The 17,150-nt window shown below is 72.1% G+C and carries 18 protein-coding genes; 6 read left to right on the top strand and 12 right to left on the bottom strand.

Annotated elements, in window-relative coordinates; translation table 11 throughout:
- Nucleotides 1-15 precede the first annotated feature (15 nt).
- The 3 genes from AB0B20_RS11775 to AB0B20_RS11765 form a co-directional block, all read right to left on the bottom strand.
- Nucleotides 16-1,422 carry a PhoH family protein gene (locus AB0B20_RS11775; protein WP_357470102.1) on the bottom strand — a complete coding sequence of 469 codons (1,407 nt, stop codon included), beginning with the start codon at nt 1,420-1,422 and terminating at the stop codon, nt 16-18.
- 311 nt (nt 1,423-1,733) lie between these two features.
- Nucleotides 1,734-2,159, bottom strand: a complete 426-nt coding sequence (locus tag AB0B20_RS11770; RefSeq protein ID WP_357470098.1) for a hypothetical protein — start codon at nt 2,157-2,159, stop codon at nt 1,734-1,736.
- Nucleotides 2,156-2,497 (bottom strand): hypothetical protein, encoded by a 342-nt coding sequence (locus AB0B20_RS11765; RefSeq protein ID WP_357381610.1) that lies wholly within the window; start codon nt 2,495-2,497, stop codon nt 2,156-2,158. Before AB0B20_RS11765 ends, AB0B20_RS11770 begins: the two co-directional genes overlap by 4 nt.
- A gap of 264 nt (nt 2,498-2,761) precedes the next feature.
- Between AB0B20_RS11765 and AB0B20_RS11760 the strand changes: the two genes are divergently transcribed.
- The 3 genes from AB0B20_RS11760 (at nt 2,762) to otsB (ending at nt 4,613) form a co-directional block, all read left to right on the top strand.
- Nucleotides 2,762-3,202 carry an XRE family transcriptional regulator gene (locus AB0B20_RS11760; RefSeq protein WP_357470095.1) on the top strand — a complete coding sequence of 147 codons (441 nt, stop codon included), beginning with the start codon at nt 2,762-2,764 and terminating at the stop codon, nt 3,200-3,202.
- 163 nt (nt 3,203-3,365) lie between these two features.
- The gene (locus AB0B20_RS11755; protein ID WP_013284062.1) at nt 3,366-3,719 is read left to right on the top strand and encodes a hypothetical protein; all 354 of its coding nucleotides are present in this window, start codon (nt 3,366-3,368) and stop codon (nt 3,717-3,719) included.
- Nucleotides 3,720-3,788: 69 nt separating this feature from the next.
- Nucleotides 3,789-4,613 carry a trehalose-phosphatase gene (gene otsB / locus AB0B20_RS11750; protein ID WP_357470092.1) on the top strand — a complete coding sequence of 275 codons (825 nt, stop codon included), beginning with the start codon at nt 3,789-3,791 and terminating at the stop codon, nt 4,611-4,613.
- A gap of 146 nt (nt 4,614-4,759) precedes the next feature.
- Here otsB and AB0B20_RS11745 read toward each other — a convergent pair whose 3' ends face one another.
- Genes AB0B20_RS11745 through AB0B20_RS11730 form a run of 4 tightly spaced genes read right to left on the bottom strand, consistent with a single transcriptional unit; the run spans nt 4,760 to nt 9,508 of the window.
- Nucleotides 4,760-5,530, bottom strand: coding sequence for an isoprenyl transferase (locus AB0B20_RS11745; protein WP_357381603.1), 771 nt, complete (start codon nt 5,528-5,530; stop codon nt 4,760-4,762).
- 31 nt (nt 5,531-5,561) lie between these two features.
- A complete protein-coding gene (locus AB0B20_RS11740; RefSeq protein ID WP_357381601.1) occupies nt 5,562-6,722 on the bottom strand; it encodes a geranylgeranyl reductase family protein in 1,161 nt (386 codons plus the stop codon).
- A 40-nt stretch (nt 6,723-6,762) separates the two neighbouring features.
- Nucleotides 6,763-7,626: a hypothetical protein gene (locus AB0B20_RS11735; protein ID WP_357381599.1), complete on the bottom strand. Its 864-nt coding sequence runs from the start codon at nt 7,624-7,626 to the stop codon at nt 6,763-6,765.
- Nucleotides 7,627-7,666: 40 nt separating this feature from the next.
- On the bottom strand, nt 7,667-9,508 hold the full coding sequence (locus AB0B20_RS11730; RefSeq protein ID WP_357470089.1) for a phosphoenolpyruvate carboxykinase (GTP): 1,842 nt from the start codon (nt 9,506-9,508) through the stop codon (nt 7,667-7,669).
- A gap of 489 nt (nt 9,509-9,997) precedes the next feature.
- On the opposite strand from AB0B20_RS11730, the gene AB0B20_RS11725 reads away from it, so the two are divergent.
- Together AB0B20_RS11725 and AB0B20_RS11720 are read left to right on the top strand one after the other, a co-directional pair.
- Nucleotides 9,998-10,534 carry a GtrA family protein gene (locus tag AB0B20_RS11725; RefSeq protein WP_357381802.1) on the top strand — a complete coding sequence of 179 codons (537 nt, stop codon included), beginning with the start codon at nt 9,998-10,000 and terminating at the stop codon, nt 10,532-10,534.
- Nucleotides 10,535-10,596: 62 nt separating this feature from the next.
- Nucleotides 10,597-11,286 (top strand): GtrA family protein, encoded by a 690-nt coding sequence (locus tag AB0B20_RS11720; protein ID WP_357381594.1) that lies wholly within the window; start codon nt 10,597-10,599, stop codon nt 11,284-11,286.
- A 57-nt stretch (nt 11,287-11,343) separates the two neighbouring features.
- Here the strand turns inward: AB0B20_RS11720 and AB0B20_RS11715 are convergent, their stop codons facing one another.
- Both AB0B20_RS11715 and AB0B20_RS11710 read right to left on the bottom strand, forming a co-directional pair.
- On the bottom strand, nt 11,344-11,913 hold the full coding sequence (locus tag AB0B20_RS11715) for a PH domain-containing protein (RefSeq protein ID WP_357381592.1): 570 nt from the start codon (nt 11,911-11,913) through the stop codon (nt 11,344-11,346).
- Between the two features lie 142 nt (nt 11,914-12,055).
- A complete protein-coding gene (locus tag AB0B20_RS11710) occupies nt 12,056-12,928 on the bottom strand; it encodes a biotin--[acetyl-CoA-carboxylase] ligase (RefSeq protein ID WP_357470086.1) in 873 nt (290 codons plus the stop codon).
- A 96-nt stretch (nt 12,929-13,024) separates the two neighbouring features.
- Between AB0B20_RS11710 and AB0B20_RS11705 the strand changes: the two genes are divergently transcribed.
- A complete protein-coding gene (locus AB0B20_RS11705; protein WP_357470083.1) occupies nt 13,025-14,608 on the top strand; it encodes an acyl-CoA carboxylase subunit beta in 1,584 nt (527 codons plus the stop codon).
- A 43-nt stretch (nt 14,609-14,651) separates the two neighbouring features.
- On the opposite strand, the gene AB0B20_RS11700 is transcribed toward AB0B20_RS11705, so the two are convergent.
- From AB0B20_RS11700 to AB0B20_RS11690, 3 genes are read right to left on the bottom strand one after another with little or no spacing between them, the layout of a single operon-like run.
- Complete coding sequence (locus AB0B20_RS11700; RefSeq protein ID WP_357470080.1) at nt 14,652-15,539, bottom strand: hypothetical protein; 888 nt, start codon at nt 15,537-15,539, stop codon at nt 14,652-14,654.
- Nucleotides 15,532-16,035 carry a SigE family RNA polymerase sigma factor gene (locus AB0B20_RS11695; RefSeq protein ID WP_357470078.1) on the bottom strand — a complete coding sequence of 168 codons (504 nt, stop codon included), beginning with the start codon at nt 16,033-16,035 and terminating at the stop codon, nt 15,532-15,534. Before AB0B20_RS11695 ends, AB0B20_RS11700 begins: the two co-directional genes overlap by 8 nt.
- A 59-nt stretch (nt 16,036-16,094) precedes the next feature.
- On the bottom strand, nt 16,095-17,078 hold the full coding sequence (locus AB0B20_RS11690; RefSeq protein ID WP_357470075.1) for a 2-dehydropantoate 2-reductase N-terminal domain-containing protein: 984 nt from the start codon (nt 17,076-17,078) through the stop codon (nt 16,095-16,097).
- Nucleotides 17,079-17,150 lie beyond the last annotated feature (72 nt).

Below are 17,150 nucleotides of genomic sequence, written 5' to 3'. Positions count from 1 at the left end.
GTGCAAATGCGGCACTCAGCCCGGGATGTCCTCCAGCAGATCGGTGACCATGGCGGCGATCGGAGAACGCTCCGATCGGCTGAGCGTGACGTGCGCGAAGAGGGGATGCCCCTTCAGCGCCTCGATCACCGCGGTCACCCCGTCGTGCCGGCCGACCCGCAGATTGTCCCGCTGGGCCACGTCGTGGGTGAGCACCACCCTCGACCCCTGACCGATCCGGGACAGCACGGTGAGCAGGACGCCCCGCTCCAGCGACTGCGCCTCGTCCACGATGACGAACGCGTCGTGCAGGCTACGGCCGCGGATGTGGGTCAGCGGCAGCACCTCGAGCAGCCCGCGCGAGGTGACCTCCTCCAGCACGTTCTCGTGCACCACCGAGCCGAGCGTGTCGAAGACGGCCTGCGCCCACGGCGACATCTTCTCCGACTCCGACCCGGGCAGGTAGCCCAGTTCCTGGCCGCCGACCGCGTACAGGGGACGGAACACGATCACCTTCTTGTGCCGGCGTCGCTCCATCACCGCCTCCAGCCCGGCGCAGAGCGCCAGCGCGGACTTGCCGGTGCCGGCCCGCCCACCGAGCGACACGATGCCGATCGACTCGTCCAGCAGCAGGTCGAGCGCGATCCGCTGCTCCGCCGAGCGCCCGTGCACGCCGAACGCCTCCCGGTCGCCCCGGACCAGCCGGATCGTCTTGTCCGGCAGCACCCGGCCCAGCGCCGAGCCCCGGCCCGAGTGCAGCACCAGGCCGGTGTGGCAGGGCAGTCCCGCCGCCGCGTCGACGTCGAGCGCCTCGCCCGCGTACAGCCGGCCGATCTCCTCCTCGGCCAGATCCAGCTCGGCCATCCCGGTCCAGGTCGGATCGCTGGCCTGGCCGTGCCGGTACTCGTCGGCGCGCAGGCCCACCGAGGCAGCCTTCACCCGCAGCGGCATGTCCTTGCTGACCAGCGTGACCTGACGCCCCTCGGCGGCCAGGTTGAGCGCCACGGACAGGATGCGCGCGTCGTTCGACTCGTTGCGGAAGCCGGGCGGCAGCACACCGTCGTCGGTGTGGTTCAGCTCCACCCGCAGCGTGCCGCCCTGGTCGTTGGCGGGCACCGGGCGGTCCAGCCGGCCGTGCCGTACGCGCAACTCGTCCAGCATGCGCAGCGACTGGCGGGCGAACCAGCCCAGCTCCGGGTGGTGCCGCTTGCCCTCCAGCTCGGAGATCACCACCAGCGGCAGCACCACCTCGTGCTCGGCGAAGCGGTGGAACGCCGCCGGATCGGACAGCAGGACCGAGGTGTCCAGCACGAAGGCCGGGCCGGCTGGTCGGGGCTCCTCGGCCTCCGCGGCGGCGGCGCGGCGGCTGCGGGTGGTCCGGCGGGTCGGGGCGGTCGAGGCCGGGGTCTGCTCGGCTCCGGCGGGGGTACGGCGAGTGGTCACAGGCCTGCTCCGCGGATGGGCACCCGGCCACCCGAGTTCCGCCTCTTCCGGTGCCCGGAGGACACGGGGTCGGATGCGGGCCCCGTGTGCGAGGACGCAGGTCCGGGCTGTCCGGCTGGCCCGGGAAAACCCCGTGCCATGCCTAGACGCTAATCGCCTCGGGGCCGCGCGGCTAGAGGCGCGCGTGGATCAAGCGTCGTCTTCGCCGGACGTACACCTGTGCGAGTGACGGGCGGACCGCAACCGGCCGGGATGCATGCCCCCTGCGCGCACCCCGGCCGGTCGTCGAGCGCCGCGATGCGGCGCGGGCCTCAGCTCTGCCGGCGCACCAACGTGCCGGCCCGTGGTCCGGCGCCGGCCGCGCCGAACGACGAGCCGGTGTACGTGGTGCCCACCCGGCCGACGGCACCGAGCTGGGCGGTCGCGGTGACCCGTACCGCGGGGGCGGAGCCGGGCCGGGCGGCGACCACGGCGGGTACCGAGGTGCCGGCGAACGGCACCGCCGAGCGCCCGGCCGAGGTCACCACCATCGGGCCGGGACCGGACAGCGCCGAGGCGATCGCCGCCTGGGCGTCGCGGCGACGACGGTTCCAGGCACCCCGGTCGCCGTCGAAGTAGCCCTGGCGGTAACCGAACCGGTAGCCGATGCGGTAGCTGAGCTGACCGTGCAGGCGGCCGGCCGCGTAGCAGGTGGAGCCGAGCACGAGGACGAGCACCACGGCGAGAAAGGGGGTCATCGCTCGTCCGTCCCGGGCAGTGGGTCGACCACGAGCAGCCGCTCCAGGTCGTCGGTGCTGACCTCCTCGACCAGCTCGACGCTGATCCGGCATCCGTCGAGGACCACCTCGGCCACCGACGCCCGGCGGATCTCCCCGCCGGAGTCGTAGACCCGCACGCTCAGCTCGGGGCAGCCGAGGTGGGTCCGCCAGGCGTCCCACTCCCCCCGGTCGCCGACACTGAGCGAGAGGTACCGGCACCCGCGGGCGAGGTAGAGACGCCAGGGGGCGCTCAGCCCGGCGGACACTCCGTCCGCGATCAGCCCGAAGGCCTGGGCACGGGTCGCGAGCTCGGTCACGAGACCCCCTCGGCACCCGCGGAGTGACGCATGTGAGCACTCGTCGTCTCAGGCACGTGACACACCGTAAGCTGTCTCATGAGCGTGACAGTATCAGCTTTTCAGCCCTTTGCCGCTGCACTCGTGTCCATCTATTCTGCCCGGGTGACACCCCTCCTGAGCAGCACTGGATCGTTTACCGGAAATCCCGTACCGGCGTCCCGTCAGCGTGACAGCAGCGTGCCGAGCCACCCCCTCGGGACCGACTGGCCGTACCGTCACGGGGTGACCGAGACGGCCAACGCACGGAAGATCGCCTTCGCCACCTTCGTCCGGCGCGCGCTCGACGACGCCCGCGCGCTGCGCGCCTGGAGCGGCACCGAGGTCTCCCGGCGCACCGGCGTCTCCCGCCAGACCATCAACCGATGGGTACGCGGCGACTGGGCCAGCGACCCGGAGGCGGAGCGGGTGGTCGCCTTCTGCGAAGGGCTCGGGCTCGACCCGGCCGCCGCGTTCACCGCGCTCGGCTGGGACCGGGCCGCCGGGCCGCGCACCGTGCCGGCACCGCCCCCGATGGACCCGGACGTGGAGGCGCTGCTGCGCCGGCTGGTCGACCCGAACGTCTCCGACGCGGAGAAGTTCCACATCCGAGAAACCATCCGTTACCTCGCATACCGCCCGACCCTGCCGGGCGGTGTCCGAACTAGGGGGAAACAGGCGGGCTAGTTCCTCAGATGGCGAAAGAACGGATGAGCAGACCCGATCGTTTCGCCGCGGGGACGGATCGGACCCGCTAGCGTCCACGTTTGTACTGCTAGGGGCTCGTCATCGGCGGGGGGACGGGACACAGCCGAACCCAGCCCTGCGGGACAGAAGGAGGGGTCTGTCCATGACCCTGAAATGGTTGGCAGTCGTGGTCGCGGTGGTGTCGCTGACATCGTGCGTGACCGGCAACGTGGTGGTCGGCGTACTGGACGGCGGGCAGCTCCCACTGGTCGTCAACCTCTTCGCGCTCACCACGGCCGGCACCGCGGTGATCCTCGCCGTCGTCGCCGAGCTGCACGATCGGCTCAACGACCGCGTCAGCGCGCTCACCGAGTTCCTGGTGGCGCGGCTCAACGAGATCGAGGCGCACACCGGCGACCGCAACACCGGCTTCGTGGAGGGCTACCTGCTCAGCCACGGGCAGGAGGCGGCAGTGGTGCCGTTCGGCCGCCGGGGACGAGGAGCCGCCGAACGCTGATCCCCACGTCGTTCCGACGTCGCATCTCGGCCACGAATACGCCGCCCGGCGCGGGGTACGCTGACGCGCGTGCCGCCGTTGAATCTGGGCAACCAGCAGCCGAAGACCCCGTTGAACGCGGAGCACGCCTGGCGTGCGACCGCCGCCCGCGCGGGTGACGTCGTCCTCTTCTTCGACTTCGACGGCACCCTGGCGCCGGTCGACGACGATCCCACAGCCGTACGGCCCGCGCCCAACGTGCTCACCGCGCTGGAGGCGCTCGCCCCGCACGTCCGCCGGATCGCGATCGTCTCCGCCCGCCCGGTGGACTTCCTCCGCGACCACCTCGGCGGCCTCGCCGGCATCGACCTGTACGGGCTCTACGGCCTGGAGCACAGCCACTCCGGCGGTGAGACGGTCACCGAGCCGGCCGCCCTGCCGTGGGTGCCGACGATGTCCGAGCTGGCCGAGCAGGCCCGCGCCGAGTTGCCGCCCGGCGCGCTCGTCGAGTTCAAGCGGCTCTCCGTGGCGCTGCACTGGCGTACCGCCCCGCATCTCGGCGAGCTGGTGCAGGAGTGGGGCCGGGCCCAGGCCGAGCGGCTGGGGCTGCGCGCCCAGCCGGGCCGGATGGTGCTGGAACTGAAGCCCCCTGTCGACCGGGACAAGGGCATGGTGATCGGCGAGACGGTCCGGAACGCCGGTGGCGCCTGGTACTTCGGTGACGACGTCTCCGACATCAAGGCGTTCGCCGCGCTGCGCGCCCGCGCCGCCGACGACCCCGACTTCCTCGGTGTCTGTGTCGCGGTCGCCAACCCGGAGACCGGTCACGAGGTGGCCGACGCCGCCGACCTGACCCTGGACTCCCCCGCCGCCCTGGCCGACTTCCTCACCTCAGCCCTGCCCCACCTCCGCTGACACCCCGGCCCGCCGAGCCGCCGCTCTCCCTCGTCGATCTTGCACTTGCTGCCCCGGCAAAGCAGGGCAAAAGCCCCGCCCTCGGGGCCGAAAGTGCAAGATCGCCGGGGCGGGCGGGGCGGCGGGGCGGGGGCGGCGGCGAGGGGTCAGGTGCCGAAGCGGCGTTGGCGGGTGGCGTAGGAGCGCAGGGCCCGCAGGAAGTCGACCTTGCGGAAGTCGGGCCAGTTCAGCTCGCAGAAGTAGAACTCCGAGTGCGCGCTCTGCCAGAGCATGAAACCGGAGAGCCGCTGCTCGCCACTGGTCCGGATGATCAGATCCGGGTCCGGCAGCCCCTTTGTGTAGAGGTGCTCGGAGATGTGGTCGACGTCTATCGAGGTGGCCAGCTCCTCCAGCGTGCCGCCGCTCGCCGCGTGCTCCAGCAGCAGCGAGCGGACCGCGTCGGCGATCTCACGCCGCCCGCCGTACCCGACAGCGATGTTCACCTGAGCCCCGCCGTCGCGGTCGCGGGTGCGTTCCTCGGCGGCCTTGAGCGCGGCGGCGTGCTGCGCCGGCAGCACGTCGAGCGCGCCGACCATCCGCAGCCGCCAGGGGTTGCCCTCCTCGGCCAGCTCGGTGCTCAGGTCCTCGATGATCTGGAGCAGCGGGTCCAGCTCGGCGGCCGGGCGGGAGAGGTTGTCGGTGGAGAGCAGCCAGAGTGTGACGTGCCCGACGCCTGCCGCGTCGCACCAGCGGAGCAGTTCCTTGATCCGCTCGGCGCCCATCCGGTGGCCGTCGTTCGGGTCGACGAAGCCCATCTCCCGGGCCCATCTGCGGTTGCCGTCGCACATCACGCCGACGTGTGCGGGTACGGGCTTGCCCGCGAGCTTCGCCGTCAGCCGGCGCTCGTACACGGAGTAGAGGAGTTTCCGCAGAGTCATCACCTTGCAGGGTAGCGACCCGCGGGAGAGATCAGTGTCTCGGTGGCATATCACCTGAGGGCGAACCGCTCCGGCGCGGTCGCGGCAGGTCCGCCCCGATCGCCATGAGCGTGCGCGCGTCCAGCCGGCCGTCGCCGAGCCCCAGCTCCACCACCGTGCGGTAGACCCGCTCGTCCCGCCCGGCCGCGCCGACCACCGCGTCGACCACCCGGCGCCGCCGGGCCAGCCACGCCGCCACGGAGCTGTGCCGCAGGTGGGTGCCGAGCCGGGCGCGCAACGTGGCGGCGTACACCCGGGCGGCCCCGGCCGGGGAGCCGGCCGCCGCAGCGCCCGCGAGGGCCCCGGAGCGCAGCGCGTAGAAGATGCCCTCGCCGGTGAACGGGTTGATCAGCGACAGCGCGTCCCCGGCCAGCACCACCCGTCCCCGGCCGGGCGCCGGCCGGTGGGTGGACAGCGGCAGGTGGTGCGCCCGCAGGCCGGTCACCGTGGCCGGGTCGACGCCGGGGAGCAGCGCGGCCATCCGGTCCAGCAGGTGCGCGCGGGTCAGCGGCTCGCCGCGCAGCACCTCCCCGTACCCGACGTTCGCGCGCCCGTCGCCGATCGGAAAGGCCCAGGCGTACGCGGGCCAGCGCGCCGCCGAGGTGACGATCAACTGTTCCGGCGGCCCGGCCGGTGCGGGCGCGTAGCCCCGGATCGCGAGCGCCAGGTGCCGGTCCGGGTTGACCGGGTGCCCGAGCGCGCGGCGTACCACCGATCCGGCGCCGTCCGCGCCCACCACCGCCCGCGCGGACAGCTCCCCGTCGAGCAGCACCCGGTCGGCGGCGATCTCCACCCGGCGTACCGTGTGCCGCCGCAGCTCCGCGCCGGCCGCCACCGCCGCCGCCACCAGGCGTGCGTCGAACACCTGGCGGGGCACCGTGTACGCGGGCCGGGGCAGCGTCCGCGCGACGGTGCCGCCGCCGGGGCCGACCAGGCGCAGCGCGGGCAGCGGCGAGTAGCCGTCGACCGCCCCGGTCACGCCCAGCTCGGCGAGGACGTCCAGCGCGTGCGCGGCGATGCCGTCCCCGCAGGCCTTGTCGCGGGGGAAGTCGGACCGGTCGAGCAGCAGCACCCGCGCCGCCCCGGCCCGTCGCGCGCCGAGCGCCGCGGCGGCTCCGGCCGGCCCCGCCCCCACCACCACGACGTCCCACACGCCCTCATCCTCCCCCGCCGCACCCCGCCCCGGGCGACGATCATGAGGTTGACGGCATCAAACGGGGTCCGGTGGCGCGGTGGAGGGAGTAGAGACAGAGGGCCGCCGCCGTGACGAGGGGGGCGCCGTCTCTGATCAGGCCGTCGGTGCCGAGCAGCCACCAGCACAGCGGCAGGTCGATCGCCAGGACGCCGAGGGTGACCACGACGAGCGCCCGGCGCGCCCATGCCTTGTCGCGCAGCAGGAACGCGGTGCAGAACAGCACGGCGTAACTGACCGCGATGCCCGCGCCGAACCAGAGAACCAGAGCCGGTACGGCGGACAGCCGCCCGTCCAGCACGGCGCCGGTGGCGACGAGCGCCGGCACCAGCATCAGCGGGCTGTAGGTGAACGCCGCGACCCGGGCGGTGAGCAGCCAGCCGTTCGCCTGCGGGCGCTTCGGGGCGACCTCCCGCCAGGCGATCGTCCCGCCCTCGACGACCAGGCCCTTGCGGTGCCGGACCAGGTGGGCGCGGATCGTCTCGGAGCGGTACAGCAGCACCACCACGGCGACGCAGAGCGCGGTGAGCACGGCGAACCCGACCAGGCCGGGCAGCGCGGGCACCCCCTGCCGGGGCACGATCAGCCGCCCGACCGCGAAGATCGTGGTCACCGCCAGGATCAGCCCGAACGGCCGGGCACCCACCCGGCCGTTGTTCACGTGCCCGATCAGCAGCAGGAAACCGAGCGACCGGAGCATCGCCCAGCCGGTGCGTACGGCCAGACCGAACTCCTGCTCCGGGGCGTACCAGTAGTTCAGCAGCTCGACCACGACGGTGGCCGCCGCGGTCACGGCGAGCAGCGTGGTGAGCGCCCGGACGGCGGACGGCCGCCGGACCTCGACAGGTTCAGCGGCCGTCCTCATGGCATCCGATGTTGCCCGGTGCGGGCAACAGGCACACCTGTTACTTCTGCGGCTCCGCGTCCAGCCGGGCGCGCAGCGCGTCCAGCTCGGCCCAGAGCACGCCGGGGAGCTTGTCCCCGAACTTCTCGAACCACTCGGTGACCAGCGGCAGTTCGTTGCGCCACTCGTCCGGGTCGACCTTCAGCGCGATCCGGACGTCCTCCGGGGTCATGTCCAGACCGTCGACGTCGAGCGCGTCCTGCGCCGGGACCATGCCGATCGGCGTCTCCACGGCCTCGGCCCGGCCCTCCAGCCGCTCGATGATCCACTTGAGCACGCGGGAGTTCTCGCCGAAGCCCGGCCAGAGGAAGTTGCCCTCGGCGTCCTTCCGGAACCAGTTGACGTAGTAGATCTTGGGCAGCTTGGACTCGTCGCCGTCCGCGCCCTTGCCCATCTCGATCCAGTGCCGGAAGTAGTCGCCGCCGTTGTAGCCGATGAACGGCAGCATGGCCATCGGGTCGCGGCGGACCACGCCGACCGCGCCGGAGGCGGCGGCGGTGGTCTCCGAGGAGAGCGTCGCGCCCATGTAGACGCCGTGCACCCAGTCGCGCGCCTCGGTGACCAGCGGGATGGTGTCCCGGCGACGGCCGCCGAACAGGATCGCGTCGATCGGCACGCCGTTCGGGTCGTAGTAGTCGTCGGCCAGGATCGGGCACTGCGTGATCGGGGTGCAGAAGCGGCTGTTCGCGTGCGAGGAGAGGCCCTCGCTCTCCGGCGTCCAGTCGTTGCCCTTCCAGTCGATCAGGTGCGCCGGCGGCTCACCCATGCCCTCCCACCAGATGTCGCCGTCGTCGGTGAGCGCCACGTTGGTGAAGATGGAGTTGCCCCGGTCCAGCGTCCGCATGGCGTTGGCGTTGGTCTTCCAGTCGGTGCCGGGCGCGACGCCGAACAGGCCGTACTCCGGGTTGATCGCGTAGAGGCGGCCGTCCTCACCGAACCGCATCCAGGCGATGTCGTCGCCGATGGTCTCGACCTTCCAGCCCGGGATGGTCGGCTCCAGCATGGCGAGGTTGGTCTTGCCGCAGGCCGACGGGAAGGCGCCGGCGATGTGGAAGACCTTGCCCTCCGGCGAGGTGATCTTGAGGATCAGCATGTGCTCGGCCAGCCAGCCCTCGTCGCGCCCCATCACGCTGGCGATACGCAGCGAGTAGCACTTCTTGCCGAGCAGCGAGTTGCCGCCGTAGCCGGAGCCGTAGGACCAGATCTCCCGGGTCTCCGGGAAGTGCGAGATGTACTTGGTCTCGTTGCACGGCCACGCCACGTCCTGCTGACCCGGCGCGAGCGGGGCGCCGATGGAGTGCAGCGCGTGCACGAAGTCGGCGTCGTCGCCCATCGCCGCAAGGATCGACGAGCCCATCCGGGTCATGATCCGCATCGAGGCGACGACGTACGGGCTGTCGGTGATCTCGACGCCGAACATCGGGTTCTCGGCCTCGATCGGACCCATGCAGAACGGGATGACGTACATGGTGCGCCCGCGCATGCTGCCGCGGTACAGCTCCGTCATCGTCCGCTTCATCTCGGCCGGCGCCATCCAGTTGTTGGTGGGGCCGGCGTCCGCCTCGTCGACGGAGCAGATGAAGGTGCGCTCCTCCACCCGGGCGACGTCCGTGGGATCGGTACGCGCGTAGAACGAGTTGGGCTTCTTCTCGGGATTCAGTCGGATCAGGGTGCCGTTTTCGACGAGTTCGTCGGTGAGGCGGCGCCACTCCTCATCAGATCCGTCCACCCAGACCACGCGGTCCGGGGTGGTCAGTTCCGCGACCTCACGAACCCAGGCGAGCAGCTTGGGGTGGGACGTCGGGGCCTGATCGATACCCCGAACAGCAGCCGGAGCAACCATGTCACTTCTCCTTGTGGTCGACGCTGACCGATCTATGGGGTGCACGAGTTCCGGCGGGCTGGTGCGCCGCCTCGTGGAAACCTGGGATTGGGCTCAGCGTAAACCGGACTGCCCCGTCAGTCAGTGGGACTGGTTGTGAAGAACTGCACAAGGTACGGCCACGCTGCGGCTTCACGATCTGATACCCGCTTTCGCGCGCAGTTTCACGCAAATCCTGCGGTGAACCTTCGACGGCGCGGTCCGTCACCGGAGTGGCCGTGAAGCCCGATCACGGGCGCGTACGAACATGTCGCGAAAGACGATTCCGTGATGCGCTCCACAGATTCGCACAGCGCGTTACGCTCTGCTCACGGACATCGAGAACGGGCGACGCCTCCCCGAACGGGGCGGGCCGGTCGCGACGGCCGCGGCGAAGCCGTCGTGGCCGACTCGCCGTTGGAGTCCGCCCGGTTACCGGACAACCGGTACGCTCAGCGGGTGGCCGCGACGATGACCGGAGACCAACCGGGGGCTCCGCAGACCCGCCGGGGTCCGATCGGAGCACTGCGCGACCGCTTCGGCCACCTCATCCACGAGCTGAGCAAGTTCGCCACCGTCGGCGGGCTCGCCTTCGTCGTGGACTTCGTCCTCTTCAACTATCTGTCCAGCGGGCGGGACATGCCGCCACTGGCCGCGAAGACCGTCTCCACGGTGATCGCCGCGACCGTCGCCTTCCTCGGCAACCGGTTCTGGACGTGGCGGCACCGGCAGCGGTCGAACCCGGCCCGCGAGTACGCGCTGTTCTTCTTCTTCAACGCGGTCGGCCTCGGCATCGCGGTGGCCTGCCTGGCGATCAGCCACTACGGGCTGGGCGCGCTCTGGCCCGCGGTGTTCAAGACCCCCCTGGCCGACAACATCGCCAGCTTCATCGTCGGCACCGGCCTGGGCACGCTCTTCCGGTTCTGGTCGTACCGACGGTTCGTCTTCGTCGAGGCGGGAACACCTCCCGTTACGGCAACGAGCCACGACCGAGAGTCCGGGGCGTGACGACCCGCCCATCCCGACCCGCCGGGCCCAGCCGGCCCAGCCAACTGCCTAAGGTGTTCCGCATGCCTGGAGTCCGTCTGCTGCCCGAGCGCTGGCAGAAGTTCATCCACGAGGCGCTCAAATTCGGCATCGTCGGCGGCATCAACACCGTCATCAATTACGCCGTGTTCAATGCTCTCGCACTCACGGTTTTCCGCGACGGTCAGCTGAAGGCGACCGTGATCGCGACCATTGTCGCCACGATCACGTCGTATCTGATGAATCGTCACTGGACGTACCGTGATCGACCGAAATCGGCACTCCGGCGCGAATACGTCTTGTTCTTCCTCTTCAACGGCGCGGGCCTGGTCATCGAACTGGGCGTCCTGGCCCTGGCCAAGTACGGTCTCGGCGTACACGGCCTGCTCGCCCTGAACGTCGCCAAGACCATCGGCGTACTGCTGGCCACTCTGTTCCGCTTCTGGTCCTACCGGACGTTCGTCTTCCAGCCCGTCGCCAAGCACGCCGAGGAGACCTGGCACTCGGTCCCGCGTGACGAGTGGGACAACGTCGCCGAGATGGACCCGGTGGCCGAGCTGGCCGAGTCGGTCAGCGAGCTGGAGGAGGAGGAACCGCCTCCGGGCCGGCCGGCCGACTACGCGCCACCCCGGGGCCGCCCCGCACCCGCGGACGCCGGACTGGGCGGCGCGCTCGGCGCCGAGCTGGACGCCGAAATCGCCGCGGAACTCCAGCCCCGCCGCGCCCGCCGCTGAACGACGGAGAAGGCCGGCGCCCCTGACGAGGGGTGCCGGCCTTCTCCGTCGAACGGGTCAGGGCTGGTCGCGCAGGGACTTGCCCTCGGCCATGTCGGCCAGGATCTCGCGCATCTCGCCGTCGCCCAGGCTGTGCTTGTCGTGATGCGCCTCGACCAGCTCGTAGAGCTTCGTCTGCACCCGGTCCACACCCGGCACGTCGTGCAACACCGACTGGCCGCGCTCACCGGCCGACTCGATGGTCAGCGTGCCGCAGCCGAGCAGCCGCTCCACGAAACGCTGGTGCATGGCGTGGTCGTTGATCCGGGTCAGCGGCAGATCCCGCCGGTTGCGGGACAGCACCCCCTGCTGGAGCAGCACCCGCTCGTTTGTGAACAGGTAGTGCGTGGTGCGCCAGACCAGGAACGGCCACAGCCCCAGCCACAGCACGAGCGCCAGGCCGACCGCCGCGATCACGTAGAGCGCGATCGTGCCGCCGCTGCCGTCGGGCAGCAGCAGCCAGCCCGCGACGACCGCCGCGACGGCGAGCACGAGCACCAGGATCGGCCGGATCAGGGCCTTCCAGTGCGGGTGCAGGTGTAACACGACGTGCTCGTCCTCGGTGAGCACGTCTTCGGGGAACGCCACGGCGGAACCTCCTCGCAGAACCGGACGCGCTGACCGTAACCGGTCGGCGCGTCCGCCCGGCATCGGCCGCGCGGACGGCTGCCAGTGGTTGTTAAAAGGGGGCCCTTCCTCTACCGGAGGCGTTAAGAGGGTGCCCTTCCTTTCACCGCAGGTGCAGCACGTCTCCCGCGGCGAGCCGCAGCGTGTCGGCGTCCGTCTCGACCAGGAGCTGCCCGTCGGCGTCCACCCCGGTAGCGGTGCCGTGCGCCTCGCTGCCGTCGGGCAGCAGCACCCGCACCCGGCGGCCGACCGTGGCGCACCCGGCCAGGTACGCCGCGCGCAGCCCGCTGGCCTCCGCGTCGCCTCCGGCGTCCCGCCAGCGCTCGTACCAGTCGGCGAGCGAGCGCAGCAGCGCCCGCAGCAGCGGATCGCGGTCGGTGGCGGTGGCGCCGGCGAGCTGGAGCGAGGTGGCCGGCAGGCCGGTCGGGTTCTCCGGCAGCTCGTCGGCGCGCAGCGTCACGTTCAGCCCGACACCGACCACGATCGCGGGCGGCCGGTCGGTCTCCCCGGGCACCGCCTCGGCCAGCACCCCGGCGCACTTCGCGCCGTCCACCAGCAGGTCGTTGGGCCACTTCAGCCGCGCGTCCAGCTCGGCCAGCAGGCGTACCGCCTCGACCAGCGCGACACCGGCGAGCAGCGGCAGCCAGCCGTACGCGGTGACGGGCACCGGCGCCCAGCCTCGCTCGGGGACCGCCTCTCCCGGCCGTAGCAGCACGCTCGTGGCGAGGCCGGCGCGCGGCGGCGACTGCCAGACGCGGCCCCGCCGCCCCCGGCCGGAGGTCTGCCGCTCGGCGACCACCACCAGGCCCTCCGGCTCACCGGCCCGCGCCGCGGCCACCGCGTCCGCGTTCGTCGAGCCGGTCTCGGCCCGCAGCTCCAGCCGGCGCCAGGGCCCGTTCGGCGCGATCAGCGCGCGCCGCAGCCGGGCCGCCGACAGCGGCGGTCGGTCCAGATCGGTGTACGGCGAGCCGGGCATCCCGCCAGCCTACGGCCACCGGGCTCGCCGGTCGCCGGGAAGCGGTGAGGCGCACTGCACAGCCTCTTTCACCTGAACCATCGTTATATTCCACGGGTGACTACCGACACCGGGTTCAACATCCACACCACCGCCGGCAAGCTGGCGGACCTGGAGCGACGGCTCGACGAGGCGGTGCACGCCGGGTCGGCGCGGGCGGTCGAGAAGCAGCACGCACGGGGCAAGAAGACCGCCCGCGAGCGGATCGCGATGCTGCTCGACGAAGGCTCGTTCGTCGAGCTGGACGAGTTCGCCCGGCACCGCTCGACGAACTTCGGGCTGGAGAAGACCCGCCCGTACGGGGACGGCGTGGTGACCGGCTACGGCACCGTGGACGGCCGGCAGGTCTGCGTCTTCTCGCAGGACTTCACCGTCTTCGGCGGCTCCCTCGGCGAGGTCTTCGGCGAGAAGATCGTCAAGCTGATGGACCTCGCCATGAAGATCGGCTGCCCGGTCGTCGGCATCAACGACTCCGGCGGCGCGCGGATCCAGGAGGGCGTCACGTCCCTCGGCCTCTACGGCGAGATCTTCTTCCGCAACGTGCGGGCCAGCGGCGTCATCCCGCAGATCTCGCTCATCATGGGCCCGTGCGCGGGCGGCGCCGTCTACTCCCCGGCGGTCACCGACTTCACAGTCATGGTCGACCAGACCTCGCACATGTTCATCACCGGCCCCGACGTGATCAAGACGGTCACCGGCGAGGACGTGGGCATGGAGGAGCTGGGCGGCGCCCGCACCCACAACACCCGCAGCGGCAACGCGCACTACCTCGGCACCGACGAGGAGGACGCGATCGAGTACGTCAAGACGCTGCTGTCGTACCTGCCGTCGAACAACCTGGACGAGCCGCCGGTCTTCGACGCCCCGGCGGTCCTCGACGTCACCGACTCCGACCGGGAGCTGGACACGCTGATCCCGGATTCGGCCAACCAGCCGTACGACATGCACCGGGTCATCGAGCACGTGCTCGACGACGGTGAGTTCCTCGAGGTGCAGCCCCTGTACGCGCAGAACATGGTGGTCGGTTTCGGTCGCGTCGAGGGGCGCCCGGTGGGCGTGGTGGCGAACCAGCCGATGCAGTTCGCCGGCACGCTCGACATCGCCGCGTCGGAGAAGGCGGCCCGGTTCGTGCGCACCTGCGACGCGTTCAACATCCCGGTGCTGACCTTCGTGGACGTGCCCGGCTTCCTGCCCGGCACCGGCCAGGAGTGGGACGGCATCATCCGCCGCGGCGCGAAGCTCATCTACGCGTACGCCGAGGCCACCGTCCCGAAGGTCACAGTCATCACCCGCAAGGCGTACGGCGGCGCGTACGACGTGATGGGTTCCAAGCACCTCGGCGCGGACCTGAACTTCGCCTGGCCGACCGCGCAGATCGCGGTGATGGGCGCGCAGGGCGCGGTGAACATCCTCTACCGCTCGGATCTGGCGAACGCCGAGGACCCGGCCGCCGTGCGCGCCGAGAAGATCGCCGAGTACGAGAACACGCTCGCCAACCCGTACATCGCGGCCGAGCGCGGCTACGTCGACGGGGTGATCCCGCCGCACGAGACGCGTACCCAGATCGTGCGGGCGCTGCGGGTGCTGCGCACCAAGCGCGAGACGCTGCCGCCGAAGAAGCACGGCAACATCCCGCTGTAGCCGGCCCGGTGCCCCCGACGCTGAAGCGGCGGGGGCACCGGCGTCAGCAGCCCGGGTTCGCGGCCACGCACATCCGCTCGGCCGCGACCTGCGCCATCTGCCGCACCTGTTCCTCGGTCACCCTGGCCTCGGGCACCTGGCCCTGGGGCAGGTCGGTCCGCAGCCGGCCGGACGGGATCAGCACCGTCACGAGGTCACCCACCCGTACGACCAGCCGGTCCTCGAACAACGGCGCATAGCCGGGCGGCCGGCCGGTCGTCTCGTCCGGCGGCACGCTCGCCTCGTGCCGCAGCAGCAGCGCCTCATCTCCGGCGAAGCCGGTCGCCGCGACGTACCAGCGGTGCACGACCTCGGCGCTGACCATCCCCCGCTCGGTGTAGGCCTGGCCGGTCGTCCGCCACGCGCCGCAGACCGCGACAGTGCCCTCCAGGTCGGCGACGAACCGGCCCGCCGCCCCGGGTTCCATCCGGTAGACGTCCTGCGTGAGGACCGATCCGATGGTCGTAGCGGGCTCGGTCGGCGGTTCCATCAGGGTCTGCGACCGCGAGTAGCGCGAGCGCGGTTCCTCGGCCGGCCGCCCCTGCTCGCGGGCGCAGACCTGGAGGAGGTCGTCGACCCGGACCGGCTCGTCGAGGCCGGTCTCGCTGAGCCGCTCGCCTGTGGGCACGGGGACGTCGGCCGGTTCCAGCATCGCCTCGGCCACGATCTCCCCCGGCCCATCGGCGGCACCGGCGGCGGGCAGTGGCGGCGCACCAGCACGGTCCACGAGGGTCGCGGTGAGCGCCGCGACGACCACCACCGAGGCCGCGGCGAGCGCGGCGGAGCGTCGGCTGCGCCGCCGGGCCGTGGCCCGGATCGCCTCCGGCTCCGGCCAGGTGACGTTGCGCAGATCCCGGTGCAGCAACTCCACGAGTGCGACGTCGTCAGGCATCTGCCGCCTCCTCCTCCAGGTCCACCACGGCGAGCAGCCCGGCGAGCGCGGTCCGCCCCCGGGAGAGCCGGGCCTTGACGGTGCCGATCGGTGCCTCGGTCTCCCGCGCCACCTCGACGACCGGCATGCCGAGCAGGTAGTGCATGGCGATCGCGGTGCGCTGGGCCTCGGGCAGCCGGCGCAGCGCGGCGACCACGTCCAGCGTCTCGGTGCTCGGCGCCGGAACGTCCGCCACCGCGCCGTGCCGCAGGTAGGCGCGCGCCCGGCTGCGCAGGCTGCGCCAGCGGCTCACCGCGATCCGGCTCGCCACCACCCGCACCCAGGACTCCGGGTCGTCGTACCCGCGCACCGTGGACCACCGTTGCCAGGCCCTGATGTACGCCTCCTGCACGGCGTCCTGCGCCTCGGCGAGGTCGCCGGTGAGCACGTAGACGAAGCCCAGCAGCCGTTGTCGGCTGCCCCGGTAGAACTCGTCGAAGCCGTCGCTGTCGGGCACCTGCCACCTCCCCGTGTTCGTCAGGGGACACGCCTGGCGGCGCGGCGCGGGTTGCCCCCTCAGCCGAGCAATTTCTCCAACTCGCCGAGCGGGAAGCCGCCGGCCGGGATCCGGTCGCGGACCGCCCGGCGGACCGCCGTCTGCACCGCCGCGTTGGCCGGGGTGGGCACGCCGTGCAGGCGCCCGAGCAGCACGATCTCGCCGTTGAGGTGATCGGTCTCGACCGAGCCCGCGCCACGGGCCAGGCTCTGCCAGGTGGAGCCGCCGGAGCGTTCCTCGCCGCCCACCGGTCGGTGCGCCACCCGGTCGCCGCGTTCGGCGGCCTCCTCCTCGACCGAGGTGTGGGCGATGCCGGCGGCGGCGAGCGCCGCCTCGCCCTCGGCGCGTACCCGCTTCGACAGGGCTTCGGGCACGTCCCGGCCGAGCAGCGCCTGGAGGCCGTTGCCGAGGTTGGCGAGCAGCTTGCCGTACTTCCAGCGCATCACGTCGTCGCGGACCGGCGCGACGAACCCGGCGGCGGTCAGGTCGGCGGCGACGGCCCGGCTGGTGTCGTCGGCGCCGCTCGGATACCGGCCGATGTGCAGCATGCCGGGGTGCGGATGCCCGCTGGCGACCACCACGCCCGGCTCCAGGTGGGTGGCGGGAAGCCACACGCACACCGGGTGCACGCGGGCGAAGAGCCGCAGCGCGGCCGGCTCGTTGGCGACACCGTTCTGCGCCAGCACGACCGGCAGCCGTTCGCCCGCCGTGCCGCCGCCCTCGACCGGGGCGTCCGCCCAGGCGGTGAGCGCCCCCACGGTGTCCTGCGACTTCACGGTGAGGACCAGCACGGTGTCCGCCGGCAGCGGCGGCCCGTCCGGCCCGGCCACCGCCGGGAGCCGGCCGGTGACGTCGCGGTCCGGCGTGCGCAGCGTCAGACCCCGCTCCCGCAGCGCGTCCAGGTGCGCGCCGCGCGCCACGAGCGTCACGTCACGGCCGGCCTCGGCCAGGAGTACGCCGATGGTGCCGCCGACCGCGCCCGCTCCGATGATCACGTATCGCACGGTCCGATTCTGCCCTGCCGCGTAGCGGCCCGCTCCGCGACGCGATACGGCGCGCTGCGGGCCGGCTCGGCG

This window comes from Micromonospora sp. NPDC049151 (assembly GCF_040648395.1).
Classification (GTDB): domain Bacteria; phylum Actinomycetota; class Actinomycetes; order Mycobacteriales; family Micromonosporaceae; genus Micromonospora.
The sequence above is the reverse complement of the archived record's forward strand: the minus strand, read 5'-3'. Positions and strand labels throughout refer to the sequence as shown.